General features: G+C 67.7%; 20 protein-coding genes. 12 read left to right on the top strand and 8 right to left on the bottom strand.

The window, feature by feature from the left end; all coding sequences use genetic code 11:
- Positions 1 to 15: 15 nt before the first annotated feature.
- Genes trmB through ACIBH2_RS30760 form a run of 3 tightly spaced genes read left to right on the top strand, consistent with a single transcriptional unit; the run spans position 16 to position 4,684 of the window.
- Positions 16 to 804 carry a tRNA (guanosine(46)-N7)-methyltransferase TrmB gene (trmB, locus tag ACIBH2_RS30770; protein WP_397123834.1) on the top strand — a complete coding sequence of 263 codons (789 nt, stop codon included), beginning with the start codon at positions 16 to 18 and terminating at the stop codon, positions 802 to 804.
- Complete coding sequence (locus ACIBH2_RS30765) at positions 801 to 1,547, top strand: NYN domain-containing protein (protein ID WP_397123832.1); 747 nt, start codon at positions 801 to 803, stop codon at positions 1,545 to 1,547. Before trmB ends, ACIBH2_RS30765 begins: the two co-directional genes overlap by 4 nt.
- Positions 1,547 to 4,684 (top strand): MMPL family transporter, encoded by a 3,138-nt coding sequence (locus tag ACIBH2_RS30760; RefSeq protein ID WP_397123830.1) that lies wholly within the window; start codon positions 1,547 to 1,549, stop codon positions 4,682 to 4,684. Before ACIBH2_RS30765 ends, ACIBH2_RS30760 begins: the two co-directional genes overlap by 1 nt.
- Positions 4,685 to 4,741: 57 nt before the next feature.
- On the opposite strand, the gene ACIBH2_RS30755 is transcribed toward ACIBH2_RS30760, so the two are convergent.
- The 5 genes from ACIBH2_RS30755 to ACIBH2_RS30735 form a co-directional block, all read right to left on the bottom strand.
- The gene (locus ACIBH2_RS30755) at positions 4,742 to 5,572 is read right to left on the bottom strand and encodes an alpha/beta fold hydrolase (RefSeq protein WP_397123828.1); all 831 of its coding nucleotides are present in this window, start codon (positions 5,570 to 5,572) and stop codon (positions 4,742 to 4,744) included.
- A gap of 57 nt (positions 5,573 to 5,629) precedes the next feature.
- Entirely contained in the window at positions 5,630 to 6,268 is a 639-nt protein-coding gene (locus ACIBH2_RS30750; RefSeq protein ID WP_397124295.1) for a DUF1707 domain-containing protein, read from the bottom strand.
- A gap of 114 nt (positions 6,269 to 6,382) precedes the next feature.
- Complete coding sequence (locus ACIBH2_RS30745; protein ID WP_397123826.1) at positions 6,383 to 7,051, bottom strand: response regulator; 669 nt, start codon at positions 7,049 to 7,051, stop codon at positions 6,383 to 6,385.
- An 11-nt stretch (positions 7,052 to 7,062) separates the two neighbouring features.
- Complete coding sequence (macS, locus tag ACIBH2_RS30740; protein WP_397123824.1) at positions 7,063 to 8,238, bottom strand: MacS family sensor histidine kinase; 1,176 nt, start codon at positions 8,236 to 8,238, stop codon at positions 7,063 to 7,065.
- On the bottom strand, positions 8,216 to 9,424 hold the full coding sequence (locus ACIBH2_RS30735; protein ID WP_397123822.1) for an AI-2E family transporter: 1,209 nt from the start codon (positions 9,422 to 9,424) through the stop codon (positions 8,216 to 8,218). The genes macS and ACIBH2_RS30735 overlap by 23 nt, the downstream gene beginning before the upstream one ends.
- Before the next feature lie 101 nt (positions 9,425 to 9,525).
- Here ACIBH2_RS30735 and ACIBH2_RS30730 point away from each other — a divergent pair, with 101 nt between their 5' ends.
- Genes ACIBH2_RS30730 through ACIBH2_RS30720 form a run of 3 tightly spaced genes read left to right on the top strand, consistent with a single transcriptional unit; the run spans position 9,526 to position 12,608 of the window.
- The gene (locus tag ACIBH2_RS30730) at positions 9,526 to 11,043 is read left to right on the top strand and encodes an adenylate/guanylate cyclase domain-containing protein (RefSeq protein ID WP_397124293.1); all 1,518 of its coding nucleotides are present in this window, start codon (positions 9,526 to 9,528) and stop codon (positions 11,041 to 11,043) included.
- A 4-nt stretch (positions 11,044 to 11,047) separates the two neighbouring features.
- Entirely contained in the window at positions 11,048 to 12,163 is a 1,116-nt protein-coding gene (locus ACIBH2_RS30725; RefSeq protein WP_397123820.1) for a YbhN family protein, read from the top strand.
- Positions 12,164 to 12,215: 52 nt separating this feature from the next.
- Positions 12,216 to 12,608, top strand: coding sequence for a DUF3054 domain-containing protein (locus ACIBH2_RS30720; protein ID WP_397123818.1), 393 nt, complete (start codon positions 12,216 to 12,218; stop codon positions 12,606 to 12,608).
- Between the two features lie 10 nt (positions 12,609 to 12,618).
- Here ACIBH2_RS30720 and ACIBH2_RS30715 read toward each other — a convergent pair whose 3' ends face one another.
- The gene (locus ACIBH2_RS30715) at positions 12,619 to 14,298 is read right to left on the bottom strand and encodes an NTF2-like N-terminal transpeptidase domain-containing protein (RefSeq protein WP_397123816.1); all 1,680 of its coding nucleotides are present in this window, start codon (positions 14,296 to 14,298) and stop codon (positions 12,619 to 12,621) included.
- A 349-nt stretch (positions 14,299 to 14,647) separates the two neighbouring features.
- Between ACIBH2_RS30715 and ACIBH2_RS30710 the strand changes: the two genes are divergently transcribed.
- Positions 14,648 to 15,253 (top strand): hypothetical protein, encoded by a 606-nt coding sequence (locus ACIBH2_RS30710; protein WP_397124291.1) that lies wholly within the window; start codon positions 14,648 to 14,650, stop codon positions 15,251 to 15,253.
- A gap of 77 nt (positions 15,254 to 15,330) precedes the next feature.
- On the opposite strand, the gene ACIBH2_RS30705 is transcribed toward ACIBH2_RS30710, so the two are convergent.
- Entirely contained in the window at positions 15,331 to 17,580 is a 2,250-nt protein-coding gene (locus ACIBH2_RS30705; protein WP_397123814.1) for an ATP-binding cassette domain-containing protein, read from the bottom strand.
- 61 nt (positions 17,581 to 17,641) lie between these two features.
- Here ACIBH2_RS30705 and ACIBH2_RS30700 point away from each other — a divergent pair, with 61 nt between their 5' ends.
- The 5 genes from ACIBH2_RS30700 (at position 17,642) to ACIBH2_RS30680 (ending at position 21,240) form a co-directional block, all read left to right on the top strand.
- Entirely contained in the window at positions 17,642 to 18,703 is a 1,062-nt protein-coding gene (locus ACIBH2_RS30700) for a helix-turn-helix transcriptional regulator (protein ID WP_397123812.1), read from the top strand.
- On the top strand, positions 18,696 to 19,136 hold the full coding sequence (aroQ, locus tag ACIBH2_RS30695; RefSeq protein ID WP_397123810.1) for a type II 3-dehydroquinate dehydratase: 441 nt from the start codon (positions 18,696 to 18,698) through the stop codon (positions 19,134 to 19,136). Before ACIBH2_RS30700 ends, aroQ begins: the two co-directional genes overlap by 8 nt.
- Before the next feature lie 100 nt (positions 19,137 to 19,236).
- Entirely contained in the window at positions 19,237 to 20,166 is a 930-nt protein-coding gene (locus ACIBH2_RS30690; RefSeq protein ID WP_397123808.1) for an ABC transporter ATP-binding protein, read from the top strand.
- The gene (locus ACIBH2_RS30685) at positions 20,163 to 21,014 is read left to right on the top strand and encodes an ABC transporter permease (protein ID WP_397123806.1); all 852 of its coding nucleotides are present in this window, start codon (positions 20,163 to 20,165) and stop codon (positions 21,012 to 21,014) included. Before ACIBH2_RS30690 ends, ACIBH2_RS30685 begins: the two co-directional genes overlap by 4 nt.
- A complete protein-coding gene (locus ACIBH2_RS30680) occupies positions 21,004 to 21,240 on the top strand; it encodes a helix-turn-helix transcriptional regulator (RefSeq protein WP_397123804.1) in 237 nt (78 codons plus the stop codon). The genes ACIBH2_RS30685 and ACIBH2_RS30680 overlap by 11 nt, the downstream gene beginning before the upstream one ends.
- An 18-nt stretch (positions 21,241 to 21,258) precedes the next feature.
- On the opposite strand, the gene ACIBH2_RS30675 is transcribed toward ACIBH2_RS30680, so the two are convergent.
- Positions 21,259 to 22,125, bottom strand: coding sequence for an NAD(P)-dependent oxidoreductase (locus ACIBH2_RS30675; protein ID WP_397123802.1), 867 nt, complete (start codon positions 22,123 to 22,125; stop codon positions 21,259 to 21,261).
- Positions 22,126 to 22,132 lie beyond the last annotated feature (7 nt).

Here is a 22,132-nt window from a genome sequence, read left to right as displayed (position 1 = left end):
ATCGAATACTGGACAATGGACGCCGTGAACGACGCCGCGAACCACACTGCCGAGTCAGTTCCCGGGCCGCGGTCCGCATCAGCTCCGACCTCCGGCAACCGCCTCTACCCCCGGGTCACCAGCTTCCGGTCCCGCCGGGGCGCGCTGACGCCCTCCCAGCAGGAATCCTGGGAGCGGATGTGGCCGAAGATCGGCCGGGAAGTCTCCGACGAGCTGCTCGACGCCGACGCCTGGTTCGGCCGCAGCGCACCGCTCATCGTCGAGATCGGCTGCGGCACCGGCACCGCCACCGCGGCCATGGCGCAGGACGAGCCGGAGTACAACCTCATCGGCATCGAGGTCTACAAGCCGGGTCTGGCCATGCTGGTGAAGAACATCGAGCGCGAGGGCATCGAGAACATTCGACTGCTGCGCGGCGATGCCGTCGATGTGCTGGAGAACATGATTGCCGAGGAGTCGCTCACGGGCGTTCGGGTGTTCTTCCCGGACCCGTGGCCCAAGGCCCGGCATCACAAGCGGCGGCTGTTGCAGCCCGCCACCATGTCGCTCATCGCGTCGCGGCTGAAGCCGGGCGGTGTGTTGCATGTCGCGACCGACCATGCCGATTACGCCGAATGGATCGCGGCAGTGGGTGCGGGAGAACCGCAGCTCATCGGCCTCAATGAGGCCACGGGGGGCAATTCGGACGACTGGCGCAAAACCGCACCAATCGGTTTCGAACGTCCGATTACCAAGTTCGAAAGCAAAGGACTCCGCGCGGGTAGCGCTATCAACGAGTTCATCTGGGGGAAGATCGAATCATGAGTGTCAGCGAGATGACCCCGGAGGTCACGGATGTTGCCGAAATAATGCACGGCACCCCCTCCGCGGAAGTGCCCGGCACCCCAGCACTAGGCGTCAGCACGCCGGATGTGCGTCGTGTACTGCTCGTGTGGGACGCACCGAATCTCGATATGGGTCTCGGTGCGATCCTCGGTGGCCGTCCCACGGCCGCGTACCGGCCGCGCTTCGACGCGCTGGGCCGCTGGCTGCTGGCCCGCACCGCCGAACTGTCGGTGGGCAGTCCGCGCCGGGTCGAACCCGAGGCCACCGTCTTCACCAATATCGCGCCCGGCACCGCCGATGTGGTGCGGCCGTGGGTGGAGGCGCTGCGCAATGTGGGTTACGCGGTTTTCGCAAAACCCAAGATCGACGAGGATTCCGACGTCGACAGCGATATGCTCGCCCACATCGAGCTACGCCGACGTGGCGCGGGCCTGGCGGGCATCATGGTCGCCTCCGCGGACGGTCAAGCGTTCCGCGCGCCGCTCGAGGAGATCGCCGCGACCGGCGTCCCGGTTCAGGTGCTCGGATTCCGTGAGCACGCGAGTTGGGCGGTCACGTCCGATATCCTCGAGTTCATCGACCTGGAGGACATCCCGGGCGTGTTCCGTGAACCGCTGCCCAGGGTTAGCCTCGACTCGCTGCCCGACGAGGGAGCGTGGCTGCAGCCGTTCCGGCCGCTCACCGCCCTGCTCACCTCCCGCCCCGCTCAAGGAGTCGCTTAGTGTTCACCCGCTGGGGCGACCTGGTCTATCGGTTCCGCTTCGCCGTTCTCGGCATCGTCGGCGCTGCCATGCTCGCGCTCGGAGGTTTCGGGTTCGGGCTGGAAAACCATCTCAGCTCCAGCGGGTGGTTCGACCCCACCTCCGAGTCGGTGCAAGCCGCCGAACTCAAGGACTCCGTCTACGGCCGCGACCACAGCGCCGACATCCTGCTGCTGTTCACCGCGCCCGACGGCAAGACCATCGACGACCCGGAATTCAGCCAGACGGTCATCGACAAGCTCAACAGCCTGCCCAAGGAATATCCGGAGATCACCAAGGTCAACGGCTCGTACTGGCCGACCGAGACCGGTGAGCTGATTCCGGCCATCGCGGGCAGCAAGGACAAGAAGTACGCCTTCGCGGCGCTGTCGCTCGAGGGCAACAACGACACCGAGATGCTGCGGAACTACAAGAAGGTGGAGAACGCCTTCGAGATTCCCGGCGTCAAGGTGGAGGTCGCCGGGTTGCAGCCGATCGGCTTCACCCTCAACGACACCATCGCCAGCGACGTGAAACGCATGGAGCTGCTGGCCATTCCGGCCGTCGCGGTGCTGCTGTTCTTCATTTTCGGCGGTGTGGTGGCCGCGGCGCTGCCGCTGATCATCGGCGGTCTGACCATTCTCGCCTCCAACGGCATCATCATGGGGCTGACCAAGTTCACCGAGGTGAACTCGTTCGTCTCCGCCGTGGTGTCGATGATCGGGCTGGGTCTGGCCATCGACTACGGCCTGTTCATCGTGAGTCGCTTCCGTGAGGAATTGGCCGAGGGGTACGACACCAAGGCCGCGGTGCGACGATCCGTGATGACGGCGGGTCGGACGGTGACCTCCTCGGCGACCATGATCATCGCGGCCAGCGCGGGCATGCTGCTGTTCCCGCAGGGCTTCCTGAAGTCGGTCGCCTACGGCTGTATCGCCGCGGTGCTGCTGGCCATGATCTCCTCGCTCACCGTGCTGCCCGCACTGCTGAGCATTCTCGGTCCGCGCGTGGATATGTTGGGCCTCAAGTGGTTCCGCAAGACCAAGACCGCCGAAGAGGTGGAGAACGGCTTCTGGGGCAAGCTCACCGCGTGGGTGATGAAGCATCCGCTCAAGGTCGCGATTCCGCTGACCATTCTGTTGCTGCTGCTCATCATCCCGGTGAAGAACCTGCAGTTCGGCGGGATCAGCGAATCGTATCTGCCGCCGGACAATCCGACGCGACTGGCGCAGGAGCACTTCGACGAGATCTTCCCGCTGCGCAAGTCCGATCCGGTGCAGTTGATCATCGTCACCGACAATTCGCGCGATATCGGCGCCATTCGCGCACAGGCGAATCAGGCTCCCGGACTGGTGGAGAACTCCCAGTTCGGCATTCCCGCCAAACCGCCGAACGGATCCAATGTGTGGGTCAGCGAGGCCACCGTGGTGGACAGCGCGCACCCCGAGGAGACCGTCGACTATCTGCGGTCGATGGAGGTGCCCGAGGGCGTCGAGGTCATGGTGACCGGTCAGCCGGTCATGATGATGGACAGTATCGACGCGCTGCTCGACCTCATGCCGTTGATGATCGCGCTGGTGCTGCTCGTCACCACGATCCTCATGTTCCTGACGTTCGGTTCGCTGGTGCTGCCGCTCAAGGCGGCGCTCATGAGCGCGCTCGGACTCGGGTCCACGCTGGGCATTCTGACCTGGATCTTCATCGACGGCCACGGTGCGGATCTGTTGAACTTCACGCCGCAGCCGATCATGTCGCCGGTGCTGGTGTTGATCATCGCGATCATCTACGGCCTCTCCATCGACTACGAGGTCTTCCTGCTCTCGCGCATGGTCGAGGCGCGCACCCAGGGGGCGAGTACGACCGAGGCGGTGCGCGCCGGTACCGCGCAGACCGGGCGCATCATCACCGCCGCCGCGCTGATCTTGTTGGTGGTGACGGGCGCGTTCGCCTTCTCCGATCTGGTGATGATGCAGTACATCGCCTACGGCATGGTGGCGGCGCTGTTCATCGACGCCACGGTGCTGCGCATGCTGTTGGTGCCCGCCACCATGAAGCTGCTCGGCGATGACTGCTGGTGGGCTCCGGCCTGGATGAAGCGGATTCAGGAGAAGATCGGGCTGGGCGAGCCGATCCTGGACGACGAGCGTCCCGGTGGCGGCGAGATGGTGGACCTGGTCAAGACCACCCCGGTCACCGATCCGGTCACCTTGCAGATGCCGATCGTCACCGAGGGCTCGGAGGCCACCAAGCCGCGCTCGTTCCGTAAACCCAAGCCCGCCAGGCTCGTCGACGTCGACAGCGAAGCGCCGACCCAGCGCCTGGACGATGCCACCACGGTGCTGCCGGTGATCAAGCCGTCGGGCGCGGTGGCGCATACGAATGTGCCGTCGGCCGCGACGGGTGAGCAGCCGCGCCTGACCAAATCCGGTTCCGGCAAGGCCGACAGCTCCTCCGCCCCAACGGGTTCCGACGCCGGTTCCGCACCGCAGCCCGGCGTCGGCGTGCAGCCCAGGTCGCTGACCAACCTCGGAAGCCTGGGCGGCGACTCCGCCCCCGCCGCGACCACCCCGGTGGTTCCCCAGATCTCCCAGCCGAATTCCCCCACCGGCCAGGCTGATTCGTCCCCGGCCCCCGTCGCGGGCGCCGAACGCGTGCTCCCGCCCCCCGGCGTGGAGAAGATCCCACCCCACCCGGCCACCCGCGCCCAGCTCTACCAGCCGCACCCCGACGGCGAAACCCCCGCCGGCACACAGCCTCCGGCCCCCACCCACCGGCAGGTCCCGCCCCCGGTGCAGCCTCCGGCCCAGCAGCCGTCCGCCCCCGCGCAGCCTCCCGCCCAGCGCCCGGCCCCGGTTCGGTCCCCGGCCGACGACGCCACCGTCGAATCCCCCGCCACCCCCACCGACCAGCCCGACCCCACCCCCCAACCGACCCACCACTCCACCGAAGACCGCCCCCAGGGCGGCCGAGGCAGCATCGAACAGTGGATGTCGGACCTACGCTCCGCCCGCCGCCGCCCCAAGGAAGACCCCAAGGACGACGACGAAGGCCGCCACCGCGGCACCGAAGGCCGCACCGTCAGCGTCAACGAACTCCTCCGCCGCCAAAACCGCGACTGACCCGCGAGCCGCATCAGTGCCTCGGTGACCGCCCGACGGATGGAGTGTCGGGCGGGTTCAGGCCCGGGTGTGGGTCCGGGTGGTGGCGGTGCGGATTTCGGTTGTGAGGAGGGTGGGGGCCTCGAGCATGGGGGTGTGGCCTACGGCGGGGAGGGGGCGGACTTCGAGGGTGGGGTGGTTGGTGAAGGCGGTGGGGGAATAGAGGTGGGGTGGGATTATGCGGTCGTGTTCGGGGAGCAGGACCGTGATGGGGATGTCCAGGGTGGGGAGGTGGGCGAAACCTGTTGGGATGGCAGGGTCTTCGGCGAGATCTCGGATGATGGTGCAGTGGGCGGGGGCGGCGGCCATGGCGGTGGCGAGGCGGTTGGGGACGGCGGCGGGGTTGTGCACCAGGAGGGGGAGCAGGAGGCTGCGGAGCATGGAGGGGATGACGGGGCGATTGTCGGGGGTGCCGAGGCCGACCAGGGGGCCGAAGGCGCGGAACTTGCGGACCAGGGCGGCGGCCGCGCGGGCGTCGGGCCAGAAACCGGCGGGCGCGATGCCGGTGACCGTCCTGGCGCGGCCGCGGGCGGCGAGTTCGAAGGCCAGCCAGCCGCCGAGTGAATTGCCGACCAGATGCGCTGTGGGCCAACCGGCTTCGTCCATGCGCGCCTCGACGTAGTCGGCCAGGGCGGGAATGGTGGCCGGGTGGTCGGCGGGTGGTCCGCCGAAGTGGCCGGGCAGGGTGAGGGCGAGCACCTCGTGGTCGCGGGCCAAGCCCTCGATGACCGGTTCCCAGGACTGCCAGGTCAGCACGAAGCCGTGCAGCAGCACCACGGGCTCACCGCGCCCGGTGCGCAGGCTCGACGCGGGTGCCGGAATCGCTTCGACCGAGCCGTGTTCCACCATGAGCGTGACGATACCGGCCGGTAGAGACCGGCACCGGGTCGAGATTCGTCGCGCGAATCACATCCCGGACATCATCTTCTTCCAATGCGCCGCGAACGGGTGCTTGGCGGTGATCGAGCCGAAGCGAATGCGCCCGTGCACCACCAGGTGCAGCGGGCCGATGGGCGGTCCGGTACGAACCTTGTTGTTGATGCTGGAGCCGACCAGGTCGAGACCGTTCATGTCGACGGTCGCCTCGGGTGGCACGATCAGGGTGAGCGAGCTGAACTTGTCCTGCATGCGAATCTCCACCACCTGGGTGGACATGATCGCCTGGGTGAAGTCCAGCGTCACCCCGGAGAACAGATTGTCCAGCAGCAGCGTCGGCGGCACGTGCCAGCGCCCCTTGCGGGTCATTCCGGAGATGCGGGTGCGAATGACATTGCTGTGCCCGGAGGGCACCGGCGGCCCGGCGAAGGTCGGCGCGGCCTGCGGTTTCAGGAACCGCTGCGCCGGTGCGGGCTGCCCGACCAGCCGAATGCCGGGCAGGTCGATGAGCACGGCATTGAGCTCACCGCGCGTCTTGGCGGCCAGCGCCGTATCCATGCGTTCGGTGAACTCACCCAGCGAGAGCATGCCGAGCCCGACCGCCCGCTGCAGCAGCCGACCGACATGTTCCCGTTCGGAGTCGGACACCCGCAGGTCCCGGTCGCCCACCACATGTTCGGTACCCAGCCTGGAAACCGTTTCAGGACCACCCATGACATCGAGGCTAGCGACGAATCGGGCATCGGCGCATCAGGGCAATCCCTGAATCACCGGGTGAATTCCCTACTCCAGCCCCTGCTCGATGGCATAGCGGGTCAGCTCCACCCGATTGCCGAGTTGCAGTTTGCGCAGCGTGGACTGCACGTGGTTCTCCACGGTGCGGTGGCTGAGGCCGAGCCGGGTGGCAATCTGTTTGGCGGACAGTCCCTTCGCCACCATCCGCAACACCTCGGTCTCGCGTTCGGTGAGTGCGGGCCGATGCGGCGCGTCACTGTCCGGCGGGGTACTGGCGATCCGGCGGTATTCGCCGAGCACCAATCCCGCCAGGCCGGGGGTGAACACGGCCTGGCCGGAGGCGGTCGCCCGCACGGCGTCGATGAGTTCGGCGGCCGAGGCGCTCTTGACCAGATAGCCGGTGGCCCCGGCCTTGATGGCCTCGAGCACATCGTCGCGTTCGGCGGAGGCGGACAGGACGAGCACCCGGGTCCGGGGCGAGACGCCGAGAATCTCGGCGGTGGCGGTGGCCCCGTTGCCGTCGGGCAGATTCATATCCATGAGCACGACACTCGGCTGCACGGCGGCGGCCCGCCGGGTGGCGGTCCCGACGCCGTCGGCGGTGGCGACCACCTCGAATCCGGCTTCGGCGAGATCGCGGGCGACCCCGTCGCGCCACATCGGGTGATCGTCGACCACCATCACCGTGATCGACTGCTGCGCGGTGGTTTCCGGCATGGCTGCTCCCCTCACTTCCTATTGTGGCGCGGCACCCGGAATTCCCATTCCGTTCCGGTCTCGTCGTCGGTGAGCAGCTCGGCCCGCCCGCCGAGCGCGGCGATCCGGCCGATGATCGAGCGGGAAACCCCCATGCGCCCTTCGGCTTCGGCGGCGGCCAGTCGCCCGACCGGAATCCCCGGCCCGTCGTCGCGCACGCTCACGATCACGGCGTCGCCGGTATCCTCCACCAGCACATAGGCTTTCGCGCCGGATCCGGCGTGCTGGACGACATTCGACAGCGCCGCGCCCACGGCGGCCGCGATCTCACGCGCCGTCCACCGCCCCAGCATGACCGGATCGCCGGGCGTCGACACGAAGACCGAGGGCGTCGCCTGCGCGGTGAGCAGCGGTCGCAGATCCTCCTCCGCTCCCCCGGTGTCGGGCCGCACCACCTGCTCGGAGATGAGCACCCGCAGCGCCACCTCCTGCTCCCCCGCCCGCTGCGCCAATTCCGCTGTGGCCCCGCCGATCTCGCTGCCGCGCCGCTTGATGTAGCTGAGCACCTGCAACACCCCGTCGTGCACTTCCCGCGACAGCCGCTCGCGCTCCTGCATGGCGGCGTTCAACCGCACCGCCTCCTGCAATTGCTGCTGCGCGCGCCGCGCGGTGTTGGCGGCCAGGCCGATCGCCAATCCCACGGAGATGAGGACGGGCGTGGTGGCGTCCTTCCACACCTCCACATCCCATTGGGCGCGAACGGTTGTCGCCACCACGGAGATGAGCAGCCCCGACCCGATACCGCCGAGCGGACCCCACAGAATCGCCGCCGACATGACCGCATTGCTCGCCCACAGCGTGGTCGGCAGCGTCTGATGCCCGTGGTACCAGTCGAAGTCGGCGACCAGCCGGGTGGCGCACATGAGCGCGATGACGACCACCTGATCGCCGATCACCACCGCCGTCCGGATTCGCGGCGTGTTCCGAATCAGCCACTGCGACAACAGCGTCGACGACACGATCGACCACAGCACCATGACCCCGATGAGCGCCCAGCTCAGGCCCTCGCGGGTGTAGTACTGCACCGAGGCGACCTGCTGGCCGATGGCGTAGAGCAGGGTGATCAGCCGAAATACCTGCGCCGCCCGCCACAGCGGCGCGGCGGCGGCGAAGTCGGGGTCGAGCTCAGTCCGCGACGACGGGGTCACGGCCGGGTTCTTCGGGCTCGTCGGGCTCCGCGCTGAACATGGGTTTGTGCGGATCGCCGGTGTGCAGTTCCTGGTAGATCTCCTCCGGCGTATCGGCCAGCAGCGACCGAATGGCCGTATTCAGCACCGCCACGAAGGGAACCGCGAGCAGGCCGCCCGCGATTCCGGCCAACACCACACCCGCGGTGATCGCCAGCACCACGGCCAGCGGGTGGATCCGCACCGCCCGTCCGAGCAGCAGTGGTTGCAGCACATGGCCTTCCAACTGCATGATCGCCACGGTGATGCCCAGCACGATGAGGGCCGTCACCAGCCCCTTGGTCATGAGCGCGATGAACACCGCCACCGATCCGGCGATGAACGATCCGATGATCGGGATGAACGCGCCGATGAACACCAACGACGCGAGCGGAAGCGCCAGCGGCACACTGAGAATCGCGAGCCCCGCGCCGATGCCGATGGCATCCACCGCCGCCACCAGCACGGTCGCGCGCACGAAGCCGGTGAGGGTGCCGAAGCCGAGTCGCCCGGCATTGCGCACCCGTTCGCGCTGCACGGTCGGAATGATCCGGGTGATGAACTCCCAGATCTGGTCTCCGCCGTAGAGGAAGAAGATGAGGATGAACAGGGTGAGGAAGGTGCCGGTGACGAATTCCCCGATCACCGTGGCCGTGGTGAGCGCGCCGCTGGTGAGCGTGTCCTGATTCGCCTCGATGGTCTTGACGATGGTGTCGCCCGCATTGCGGATCTGCTCGTTGCTCAGATGCAGCGGCCCGTTGATGAGCCAGTCCTGAATCTCGGTGACGCTGTTCTTGAATTGGTCCGACAGCTGTGGCACACCGATGACGAACTGTTCCACGACGAAAGTCATGACCCCGGCCATCAGCCCGAGCGATCCGGCCAGCGCCACGAACACCCCGAGCGAGCGCGGCACCCCGAACCGCTGCATCACATCCACCAGCGGCGCCAGCAGCGCCGCCCCCAACAGCGCGATGGCCAGCGGGATCGTGACGGTCGAGAGCCGATGCGCGAGCCACGCCACCGAGAGCACCGCCGCGAAGATGAGCAACAGCCGCCACGACCACTCCGCGGCCTCGCGCACCACCGGGTGCACCGCCTCGGCATCGCGCCGCCGCCCCCGTTTCCGAGTTCCGGATAGTGCCGCCCTTGACTGCCCCTCGCTCACGTTGCCACCCTAACGGCCCGACCTGCCGCAGGTAGGGCACGGATGATCGAAACGCTAGATTGGTGGGCGTGTCAGCGCCTCTGGAAGCGGTCAAACAGACCATGCGAACCCGCTGGCCGCTGTACCTCGCATCCATGCTGGCGGCCAATGGGTTCGGCGCTGTGTTGGTGTGGGCTTTCATTCAGTACGGGCTGCCGGTGCCGGAGGGGTCCACGGCGGCGACCCGGCAGACCGGTCTGTTGATTCCGGCGACGGTGCTCGTCGTCGGCGGCATTCTGAGCCTGATCGCCTCGGCCCTCATGCTGCGCCCGGTCATGCGCTGGCAGGTGCGCGGCGGGCCGCCGAGCCGACAGGAACAGATGGCCGCGCTGCACGCGCCGCTGCGCCAGGCCATCGTGCACCTGGCGCTGTGGCTGCTCTGCGGCGGCGTACTGGCCTCGCTGATCATCGTGCGCGCACCCGAGCTGGCGGCCGCGGTGATCGTCACCGAATGTATGGCCGCCACCATTGTTTTCGGCTTCACCTACATGCTGGGCGAACGCATTCTGCGGCCCGTCGCCGCGGAGGCGCTGTCGGTCGGCGCGTTCGACCACACGCTGACCCCGGGTGTCGGCACCCGCATGGCCATGACCTGGGGAATGGGCACCTTCGCCCCCGTGATCGCCATTGTGCTGCTGTGCGTCACGCAGATCTCCTCGCGCGTGCAGTTCTCCGCGCAGTCGCTGGCGGTGTCGATCCTGTTGCTGTGCGGTGTGGTCATCATGCAGGCGCTGGCCTTGTCCATGTTGACCGCCTCTAGTATTTCCGATCCGATTCGCCAACTCAGCCAGGCCATCAACCGTGTCCAGGAGGGTGCGCGCGATGTACAGGTGGAGGTTTTCGACGGTTCGGAGATCGGTCTGCTCCAGGTCGGTTTCAACCGCATGATGGACGAGGCCGCCAAACGCCGCGAACTCCAGGAATTGTTCGGTCAGCACGTCGGTGAGGACGTGGCCCGCCGGGCTCTGGAGTACGGCACCGAACTCGGTGGTGAAACGCGATTCGTGGCGGTGCTGTTCGTGGATATGGTCGGTTCCACCGCGACCGCCGCGGAACGCCCGCCGACCGAGGTCGTCAGTCTGCTCAACGAGTTCTTCCGCATCGTGGTGGATGTGATCGACCGCCACCACGGCTTGATCAACAAATTCGTCGGCGATGCCGCATTGGCGATTTTCGGTGCGCCGCTGGATCGTCCGGACGCACCCACCGCCGCCCTGGCCGCCGCCCGTGAGCTGCGCGAAGCCCTGCGCGAGGTGCCCGGATTGGATATCGGCATCGGCGTTTCCGCCGGGCTCGCGGTCGCCGGGAATATCGGCGCGGCGAATCGCTTCGAGTACACGGTGATCGGCGATCCGGTGAACGAGGCGGCGCGTTTGACCGAATTGGCGAAGGATCGCTCCGAACGCGTGCTCACCTCGTCGAGCGCCCTGTATTTCGCCGATGAACCCGAACAGCGCCATTGGGAGACCGGGGAGGAGGTGCAGCTGCGTGGCCGTCGCCGGAAAACCCGCTTGGCCTGGCCGAAGGCCAGTGCCGCCCAGACCGACGCAGACGCGGCTGCCATCAGTTCGTTAGGCTGACCCCGTGACGGCCCAGGGTGAAACGCGCCGCCGATTCTGGTGGGTGAAATGGGTGCTGGGCGTCGCGCTGTGCGCATTGCTGATATCCGAGGGCTATTACCTATGGCCGCGTCTGCACGAATCGTGGAAGAACCTCACCGAAATTCATTGGGGATGGGTCGTCGCCTGCATCTGGATGCAGGCGATTTCCATGAGCGGGTACGGACGAATCCAGAAACAGCTGTTGAATGCCGGTGGCGTCCGGGTGAGTCAGCGCAAATCGGTATCGGTCGTCTACGGCTCCACCGGAATGGCGTTGACGCTGCCCGCCGGACAGGTGTTCTCGACGGCCTTCACCTACCGGCAGACGCGGCGCTGGGGCGCGAGTCCGATCGTGGCCTCCTGGCAGCTGGTCATGTCCGGCGTGGTGGCGACCGCGGGCCTGACACTGCTGGGTGTGCTCGGCGCGCTGCTGGTCGGTTCCCGGGTCGGCCCGGTGAAGCTGATCGTGTCGCTGGGCGCGGTGGTGCTGCTGGTGTGGGCGGGCAATTACGTCGCCAAGCATCCCGGCACCATCGAGGCGGTGGTGCGCCGAATCCTGCACCTGGTCAACCGCATTCGCCATCGCGCCGGTGACCGGGGCGAGGACAAGCTGGCCGAGATCGTGGGCCAGCTGGAGTTGGTCGATCTGGGCCGCCGCGACGGCGCGTGGGTGGCCGCCTGGGCGGTGGTGCACCGCGTCGCCGATGTCGCCTGTCTCGGCGCGGCCTGTTACGCGGTCGGCGCGGACCCCAGGATCGCGGGCCTGCTACTCGCCTTCGCCGCCGGAAAGGCCGTGGGCACCATCCCCTTCGCGCCGGGCGGCATCGTCTACGTGGACGCCACCCTCATCTACGGCCTGACCGCCTTCGCCGGGCTGCCCGCCGCCCAGGCCGTCGCCGCCGCCTTCGTCTACCGCCTGGTCAGCTTCATTCTGGTGGCCATTGTCGGCTGGATCGTCTTCGCCTTCCTGTTCCGCAAGCCGCAGGCCGACGACGCGGAGTACGAGAAGGAGTTCGAACAGCAGCGCCGCGCTCGACTGCTCGACGAGGGGCTGCTCGACGAACGCCCCAAGCCCGACCCCGAGCCCGGCCCGGCCTGACGGGCGGGTGTCGCGCGGGGGCCTCGGGAGCTGGCCCATTACCCTGTGGCCCGTGAAGAAACTGCTGCCGTTCGTCGTCGATGCCGTGCTGGTGGTCGTGTTCTGTGCGATCGGGCGGAGCAGTCACGACGAGTCGATTCTGAGCGGATTGGCGCGCACCGCCTGGCCCTTCGAGGTCGGTCTGCTGCTGGGCTGGGTGATCGCCTTCGCCGTCACCGCCTGGCAGGCCGAGCGCGATGTCGATTCGGCGGTACGGCGTTTCGACGGCTGGCTGCTGTGGCCCACCGGCGTGATCATCTGGCTGAGCACGCTGATCTTCGGCATGCTGTTGCGCGTGATCAGCGGCCAGGGCACCGCCTTCAGCTTCGTGCTGGTGGCGGCGACGGCTCTGGCGCTGTTCCTGCTCGGCCCCCGCGCGGCGCGGAAAGCCTTGAGCGGGAGCTGAATTCGAGCCGCTAGGCGCTGTCCGGGCTGGCCAGCGACTGCAGCATGCGCGCCGCCATGCGGGCGGTGGCGTCGGCGCTGTCCACATCGTCGATATGCACGGCGAAGGCCAGATCGCGCATGGTGGCGATGAGCCAGCCGCTGGATCCGGCGGTGGCGCCGAAGGCGTTGACATCCTGGTAGCGGTGCAGACTCGCGAGTTCCGGCGCGCCGGAGGAGTCGCGCAGCAGGGTGCGCAGCCTGTCGGTGACCTCGCCGGGCAGGGGTGCGAGTTCGGCCTCGACGGTGGCCGGATTGCCGACCTCGATCATGGGCTTGGGCGTCTGACCGCGCGCGATGGCGGCGGCGGCGATCGCCAGTCCCCAGGGGCTGGCCAGAATCTGGTCACCGGCCCCACCCTGTTTGACCTGTTCGCCGCGGGCGGCATTGGGTAGCCGACCGCTCACCTCGTCGAGTCCGGGCACGGTGAAATCGATGCCGACGCCCAGCATGGCCGCCGCCTCGGAGACCTCGCCGACCGAAACATCCTGCGGTGATTTGCCTTTCGCGATCGCGGCGGCCTGCTTGAACACCTCGGACACCCCGCCCACCGGGTACAGCCCGGTGAAGGCCACCGCGCCCTGGGCACTGGCCTGACTGTTCTGCGCGACCGCGACCAGCGCGCCGGTGGAGGGCTGGATGGCGACGATGGAGGCGGGCGTCCCATAGCTCACCACCGCGTCCTCGGCGGCACGCTGCAACCGCTGATCCATGGTGGCCGCGATATCCGGTCCCGGCGGACCCTGTTCCCCAGCCAGCTGCGTCACGAACTTGCCGTCCGGTTCGAACAGCTGCACGCCCCAGCCGGAGTGGTTCTCCCGGTTGGTGTCCCACACCTTGCGCAGCGCGTCCAGCATCGGCGACCACACTCGCCGGTCGGCGGAGATCAGCCGCTGCTGCTTCTCCATCACCACGCCCGGAATCGCGGCCATGCGCGGTTCGAGGATCTCGAAGTCGGGATCGCGCAGGTTGACGGCGACGATGGGTTTGCCCTGCGAGGCCGAGAGCTGTTGCAGCAGTGCCGGTCCGGTAATGAGCGGGGCGACCGGTTCGATCGCGTCGGCGAGGGCGTTGGACGATCCGACCGGATCACCGGTCTTGGTCGGATCGAGTTTGATCACATTGATGGTCTGCTCGGTCATGAGCGGAGCGCCGACGATGTCGTTGACCTTGGGCGCGGGCGTGGCGTAGGTGCGCACGAGTTTCACCGAGCGCTTGCTGTCGAGCTGCGGCATGACGATGGTGGGCTCCCAGGAAATGCGCCAGCCCAGACTGAGCTTGCGAATGGTGCCCTCGAGGTCGTACTTCCAGGTCTTGTTGTCGCCGAAGTTCCAGGTGGCGGTGAGGCTGAACAGGCCGGTGTCGCCGTCGAGATTGACGAACTGGGTCAATTCGTAGTCGGGTGTGCCCGGTTCGAGTCCGCTGAAGACTTGCTTCAGGGTTGCCGAAGCTCCGCTCGGGTAGGACGTCAGCCGCGCCGCGGCGTCGTAGTCCTTGTCATCGAGAAGTCCGGTGAACTTCTCGACCACGGCCTCGGGGCCGTTGGCCCGCTCGCGCACCGCGCACGACCCCATCCCAATCGCGAGGGCGGCGACCCCCGCGAGAGCGATCGCGGCCCGTACCCGGAAGCGGCGGGATCCCCACACATCCATATCGCCCACTCTTCACTCTTGCCACTTCAGCAACAAGACCACGGTACCGCGAAGCGGTTGCCCGCGGTGCCACCTTCACACCTGGCGTGCCACGCCGAGCACCACCACCATAGTGCCGGAAACGGTCATTCGGTAACGATTACCGGATCGCCGGTCCGTCAACGACTTCCGGCCTCGAGCCCATGCGTCCGGCCGATCGGATTACTCACCCGGGGTACCCGCCGAGGAAGATCACCAACCCTTCGCCCCAGTTCTATCACGTTCTCCGAGAGCGGAATCCAGGCGCGCGAAACAGTTGTAACGTTGTAATCAGCATTACAACTCCATGCAGCAAGAGAGTGTGACGGTCATGAAATACGGACACCGCGGCCGCGGATTCGGACGACCCGGAGGGTGGCAGCAGGCCGATCTCCCCGACCCCGCGGACGCCGCCGACTGGTTTGCCGGGCGATTGCCATCCGACTGGTTCGAGGGTCCGGCAACCCTCGAGATCGATCGCGACGAAATTGTCGTGCTCGGTGAACTCCCCCTCCCGTCAACCGAAGCCGAGCGTCCCGCCGCCGAGGCGGGCGATGACGCCGACCCCGCCGAGGTCCCCCAGGCCACCCGCGAAGGCCGCATCGCCCGCTTCCGGGAATCCACCCGCCCCGCCCGCATGCAGATCGCGGCCGAGGCCCAACACCGCTACGGCCGCAGCGTGGCCTGGGGCGTGACGGTCAATGGTGAACGAATCATGTTCACTCACCTGGCGGTTCCGGTGATGACGCGGCTGCGCCAGCCCGAACGCAAGGTTCTCGACACCCTCGTCGACGCGGGTGTCGCCCGCTCCCGCTCCGACGCGTTGGCCTGGACGGTGAAACTCGCTGGCCAGCACGCCGAGTCCTGGCTCGAGGAACTGCGCGACGCCATGCGCAAGGTCGACGAGCTGCGCGCGGAGGGCCCGCGCGACCTGTGAGGGATTCCGCTCGCACCCCGGGGCGACACCACCGGCGCGCGGACCGCGCTCAGAACTGACCGCTCAGCACTGACCGCTCAGAACTGACGCAGTGCCGCTCCGGTTTTCGACTCGGGGTGCTCGGCCAGATCCTCGGGCGTGCCCTCGTACACGATCCGACCACCGTGGCGGCCCGGGCCGGGGCCCAGGTCGATGACCCAGTCGGCCTGGCGAACGACATCCAGGTTGTGCTCGATGACGACCATGGTGTTGCCCTTGTCGACCAAGGTGCCGAGCACGCCGAGGAGGGTGTCGATATCGGAGAGGTGCAGTCCGGTGGTCGGCTCGTCGAGTACGTACAACGTGTGGTCGGAGCGGTTGGCGAGCTCCTTGGCGATCTTCAAGCGCTGGCACTCGCCGCCGGAGAGCGTGGTCAGCGATTGCCCCAGCCGCAGATAGCCGAGGCCGACCTCGGAGATATGGCGCAGCGGCCGCACGATGCCCGGTTCGCGCAGGCGAGCGGCCGCGTCGTCGATGGTGAGGTCGTCGATATCGGCGATGGTGAGCCCGTCGACGGTATAGGCGAGGACCTCGGGGGTGAACCGGCGACCGCCGCAGGTCTCGCAGACCGTTTCGTGACCGTCCATGAAGGCCAGGTCGGTGTAGATGACGCCGAGGCCCTTGCAGGTCGGGCAGGCCCCCTCGGAATTGGCGCTGAAGAGCTTGGCGCTCACGCCGTTTCGCTTGGCGAAGAGTCGACGGATGGCGGGCGCGATGCCCGTGTAGGTGATGGGCGTGGACCGGCGATTGGTGGTGACGGCGCGTTGATCGACCACGGTGGCGGGATGGCGGTCCACCAATTCGCCTACCAGACTGGACTTTCCGGATCCGGCCACGCCGGTGAGCACGGTCAGCACGCCGGTCGGGATATCCACGCTCACCTCGCGCAGATTGTTGCGGGTCGCGTTCTCGATGCGCAGCTTGCCGGTGGGTGCGCGATGCCGTCGCGGCGCGCGGCGTTCCCGTAGCCCGTGGCCGGTCGGGGTGTCCGCGGTGAGCAGCCGCTCGAACGGGCCGTCGAACACCACGGTGCCGCCCGCGGTGCCCGCGCCCGGGCCGATTTCGATGATCCGGTCGGCCAGGCGCATGACATCCGGATCGTGCTCCACCACCAGCACCGTATTTCCCTTGTCCCGCAATTGTTTCAACAGCCCGGTCAGGGCCGTCACATCGTAGGGGTGCAGGCCGACGGTGGGTTCGTCGAAGACGTAGAGCATTTCGGTGAGGCTGCTGCCGAGATGGCGCACGGCCTTGATGCGCTGGGATTCGCCGCCGGAGAGCGTGGTGGTCGGTCGCGCCAGGGACAGATAGCCCAGCCCGATGGTGTCGAGCGCGATGAGCCGCTCGCGCAGGGCCGCCACCAGCGGCGCGACACTCGGCTCCCGCACCTCCCCGACGAGTTCGGCCAGTTCGGCGATCTCCATGCGGCTCATCTCCACGATGGTGCGGTCGAGCACGCGCGCCGAGCGCGCCGCCTTGTTCAACCGTTCGCCCTGGCAGTCGGGGCAGGGCTGTGTATGGGTGAAGCGTTGCAGCACAGACTGTTTGCGCTCCGACATGTCATCGGAGGTGTGCAGGTAGATGCGTTCGAACCGCTCGACCACGCCCTCGTAGTCCTGTGGTGGCCGGGTGCCCAGCCGCGCCGCGGCCTCGCCGCCGAACAGCAGCGCCTCGCGCTCGACCTCGGTCCACTCCCGCAACGGCGTCGTGGCGTCGAAGGACCCGATATCGGCGTACTGCCGATACCAGTACTGCCCGCTACCGAAGCCGGGGAGCAGAACCGCGCCCTGCTCCAGCGATTTGTCCAGGTCCAGTATTCGGTCGACGGCCGTCGCGAGGGTCTCGCCCAACCCGGAGCAGGTGGGGCACATTCCGGCCGGGTCGTTGAACGAGAAGTGATTCGATTCGCCCACGAACGGCTCGCTCACCCGGGAGAACAACAGCCGCAGATAGCTGTAGGCGTCGGTGATGGTGCCCACCGTGGAGCGGGCATTGCCGCCCAGCCGCCGCTGGTCGATGACCACCACCGGCGACAGGCCCTCGATGAGATCCACCTCGGGTCGGCGCCAGCGCGGCAGCCGATTGCGCACGAACGGCGGGTAGGTCTCGTTCACCTCGTACCCGGCCTCGGCGGCAATGGTGTCGAAGACCAGCGACGACTTCCCCGAGCCCGAGACCCCGGCGAACACGACCAGGCTGTTGCGCGGGACATCGAGGTCGAGGCGGCGCAGGTTGTTGGTGCGCGCACCCCGGATTCGAATGACTCGGTGCTGCTCGAATGTGGTCATAACCCGACCGTACGAGCAGATGCGGTCGGATTCTGACCGCATTTGCCATGATGATGGAGTCATGGCCGATGTCACGTACCGCATGCTGGAGCTGCTGGCGCAGCTGCAGACCGGGCGGCGCTTCAGCGGGCAGGAGCTCGCCACGCGGCTCGGCGTGAGCCCGCGCACCCTGCGCCGCGATGTGGAGCGGCTGCGCGAGTACGGCTACCCGGTCTCGACCCAGCCGGGGCCGAGCGGGTTCTATCAGCTGGCGGCCGGGCGCACGCTGCCGCCCTTGGTGCTCGACGACGACGAAGCGGTGGCGACCCTGGTGGGTCTCGCGCTGCTCGGCGCGACCGAGGCTCGAGATACCGTGCGCGACAACGGCTTCGACACCGATCCGGCGGACGAGAGCATGAGCGGCCGTGCCGAGCGCGGCGACGGCATCGGCTCCGCCGCCGACCGCGCCTTCGGCAAGATCGACCAGTTTCTGCCGAAACGCTTGCGCCCCAGGGTTTCCGCGCTGCGTGAGACCGTGGAGACCGCGCCGCAGACGGCACCGCCCATCAATGCCGAGGCCCTCGCCACCCTGGGCGCGGCCGCGGCGCGACACGAACACCTCGTCTTCACCTACACCAGCCGCGACGGCACCGACTCCCGTCGCCGCGTCGAGCCGTATCGCGAAGTGCATCTGCGGCAGCGCTGGTATCTGCTCGCCTGGGATGTGGAGCGGACCGACTGGCGCGTGTTCCGCCTCGACAGAATGACCGAGATCGCGACTACAGCAACATATTTCGAGCCGCGCGCCCTACCCGCCCGCTCGGCCGCGGACTTCGTGCGCGAAGGTATGCGCACGCCTCGCTACCGAGCCGTCCTCACGGTGGCCGCACCCGCCGCGGTCCTCGGCGATGCCCTGAAATCCCTGGACTGCGATATCGCGCCGGTGGACGCGCGGCGCAGCCGCGTCACCACCCTGGTCGACTCGTTCGACTGGCTCGTCCTGCGGGTCGGCCTGCTCGGCGTGGACTTCACCATCGAGGAGCCCGCCGAATTCCGTGAGCGCGCCGTCGAACTCGCCGACCTCCTGCGTCGAGCCGCGACCGATACGGGCGGCCCCGGCCGATACAGTGTCGAGCATGGCTGAATCCGGCGGCCCGATCCTGGTACTCAACGGCCCGAACCTCAATATGCTCGGCACCCGCCAGCCCGAGGTGTACGGCGCGGCCACCCTCGACGATGTGGTGGAGCTGTGCCGCGAGACCGCGGCGCGCTTCGATCGCGAGGTCGTCGCCTTCCAGTCCAATCACGAAGGCGCGCTCATCGACCGGGTGCACGCGGCGCGCGGGGTGGAATCGGGCATCGTGATCAATCCCGGCGGGCTCACCCACACCTCGGTGGCGCTGCGCGACGCCCTGGTCATTCCGGAGGTACCGATCGTCGAGGTGCACATCAGCAATGTGCACGCCCGCGAGGAGTTCCGGCACCACTCCTTCATCTCGCCCATCGCCACCGCCGTCATCGCGGGCATGGGCGTGCGGGGCTACGCCGCCGCGATCGAATTCCTCTGCGCGCGCTGACCCCGAATCCCTCCGACAGCGGGCAAATTAAATACCTTCCATGCCTCGGTATGTAGTAGATATGCTACATACCATCGAAGAGGGACTACGGAGGGGCGACATGACTGTCGGCGACGGCGTCGTACTCGATGTCGAGAATTTACGTATGCGCTACGGCGACCGGGATGTGCTGCGCGACGTCACGTTCCAGGCCCATCAGGGCGAGGTCCTGGTGCTGCTCGGCCCGAACGGGGCAGGCAAGACCACCACCATCGAGATCCTGGAAGGGTTTCGCATGCGGTCGGCCGGACGCGTCGACGTGCTCTGGGTGGATCCGGCGCACGGTGACGAGGCCTGGCGGGCCCGGGTCGGCGTGGTGTTGCAGTCCTGGCGCGACCACGGCAAGTGGCGGGTGCGGGAACTGCTCGAGTATCTGGGCATGTTCTACGCGCCGTACTCGACCGACACGTTGCGACGACCCTGGGACACCGACGAACTCCTCGCGGCGGTCGGCCTCGCCGAACGCGCCGACGCCAAGGTGATGACGCTCTCGGGCGGCCAGCGGCGGCGCCTCGATGTCGCCATCGGCATTGTCGGCCGCCCCGAACTGCTGTTCCTGGACGAGCCGACCGCGGGATTCGACCCGCAGGCCCGCCGCGAATTCCACGATCTCGTGCACCGGCTCGCCGACGACGAGCAGACCACCATCATGCTCACCACCCACGATCTCGACGAGGCGGAGAAACTAGCCGACCGGATTCTGATTCTGGCCGGTGGGCGCATCATCGCAGACGGCTCGGCCGATCAGCTCTCCCGGCGCATCGCCGGTGAGGCCGAGGTCAAATGGACGCGCGAGGATCAGCGGTTCGTGCACACCACCACCGAGTCGACCAAATTCGTCCACGAGCTGTTCCAGCAGTACGGCGAGGCCATCGAGGAGCTCGAGGTGCGCCGGGCCTCGCTGGAGGACACCTATATGACCCTGGTGCGGCGCTTCGAATCCGGTCGGGGCGAAGCCGATGTGTTCAGCCTGGAGGAGGTCAACCGATGAACCCGATGACCATGGCGGTGCGCGCCGGACTGCTCCGCGGCTTGATCGAACTGCGGCAGGCCTTCACCAACGGCATGGATCTGTTCTCCCAGTTCTTCTGGCCGATCGCCACCCTGGTCGCGCTGTTCTTCATGCGCGACAACACCTTCCAGGGCAGCGGGGTGAGTCTGGGAGCGCTGGGGCTGCCCAGTGTGCTCGGCATGCTGGTCGCGTTCACCGGCATGTTCGGCGTCGCCCAGGGCCTCGCGCTGGACCGCGAGGACGGCACCCTGTTGCGCGCCAAGGCGACGCCCAACGGCATGGTGGGCTACCTGATCGGGAAAATCACCTCGGTCTCCGGGCTGGCGCTCACGCAGGCCGCCATCGTGCTGGCCGTCGGCATGCTCCTCATCGGCGGCGTTCACCTCGACACCGTCGGCGCGTGGCTGACCCTGGCTTGGGTACTGCTGCTGGGCCTGCTCGCGACGCTGCCGCTGGGCGCGATCATCGGCTCGCTGTTCGAGAGCCCGCGCAGTATCGGGTTCATATCGTTCCCCATCATGGGTCTCGTGGCGATCTCCGGAGTCTTCTACCCGATCACCGGCCTGCCCGGCTGGTTGCAGGCCGTCGGCCAGGTGTTCCCGATCTATTGGATCGGTCTGGGCATGCGCTCGGCCCTGCTGCCCGGTGACGCCGTGGCGGTGGAGCTCGGCCAGTCGTGGCGGCACCTGGAGACCTTCCTGGTGCTCGGCGCGTGGACGGTCGTCGGCCTGCTGCTCGCTCCGATCGTGTTGCGCCGCATGGCCCGTCGCGAATCGGGCTCCAGTGTGGCGGCGCGCCGCGAGAAGGCCATGCAGCGTGCCTACTGAGGTCATCTACAACCGGATTGCCATGCTCCGCGCGGAGCGTGGCATTTCCCGTCGGCAGCTGGCCGAGGCGCTGGGCGTGCACTACCAGACGATCGGCTATCTGGAGCGCGGCGAGTACAGCCCGAGTCTGCATCTGGCCCTGCGGATTTCGCGGTATTTCGAGGTGCCGGTGGAGGTCGTCTTCTCCACCGACCCGTTTCCCCGCCTCGGCGCGGTCTCCGAATAGCGGAACCGGTCGGCGCGGCTAGTCGGCACCGCGAATGAGGCGGTAGGTCGAGACCGGCGCTCCCGCCTGCTCGGTGGCGGCGAGCGCCTTGCGCCACAACGCCTGTGCGGCGGCGACCAGCGTGGCGTCCACGCCGACATCCGTACTGGCCTCGACGGCGTGCTGGGTGCTGGCGTCCATCATGCGCATGGTCGCGATATCGCCCCAGCCACCGGATTTCGCGAGCTCGGCGAAGGCCGTGAACGAGGTCTTCATGCTGTCGAGGAAGCGCACCGCGTACGGCACGAAATCGTCCACGGCCTGACCGGAGCGTTCGATCGTCGCCATGGCCTGCTCGTAGGCGAGGATCAGCGGGTGCATGAGGATGAGCAGGCCCTGGTAGTACAGCTGGGACAGGCCGGGGTCCGCGCCCAGGTACTCGGGCGCGCACAGTTCCCGCAGCAGCTCGGCGTGCGCCTCGAAGACCTCACGCGGACCGCTGTAGAAGATGTAGGACTCCGCGTTGTCGATGGTGTCGCCATCGGAGATCACGCCGCCGGAGAGGTACTGCGCGCCATGCTCTTCCGCCCAGATCGCGCCCTTGCGGGCATTCTCCGGTGAGTCCGAGGAGAGGTTCACGATCACCGTGCCGGGCAGTTGGCCCGCGGCCTGACCCAAGACGTCGTACATGGCGGCGTAGTGGGTCAGGCTGAGCACGGTCACCGGGGTGGCCGCGAGCGCCTCGGCGACCGTGGCGGCCCGCTTCGCGCCCAATTCGACCAGGGCATCGGCCTTTTCGGGGGTGCGGTTCCACACCGTCACCTCGATACCGGCGGCCAGAAACCGCCGCACCATGGCCTGGCCCATCGGACCCAGTCCGATCACGGTGACCGCTCGCTGAGACATACTGTGC

Source organism: Nocardia sp. NPDC050406, assembly GCF_044459025.1.
Taxonomy (GTDB): Bacteria; Actinomycetota; Actinomycetes; order Mycobacteriales; family Mycobacteriaceae; genus Nocardia.
Note: the sequence above shows the minus strand (reverse complement) of the source record. Positions and strands in the feature narration are given on the sequence as shown.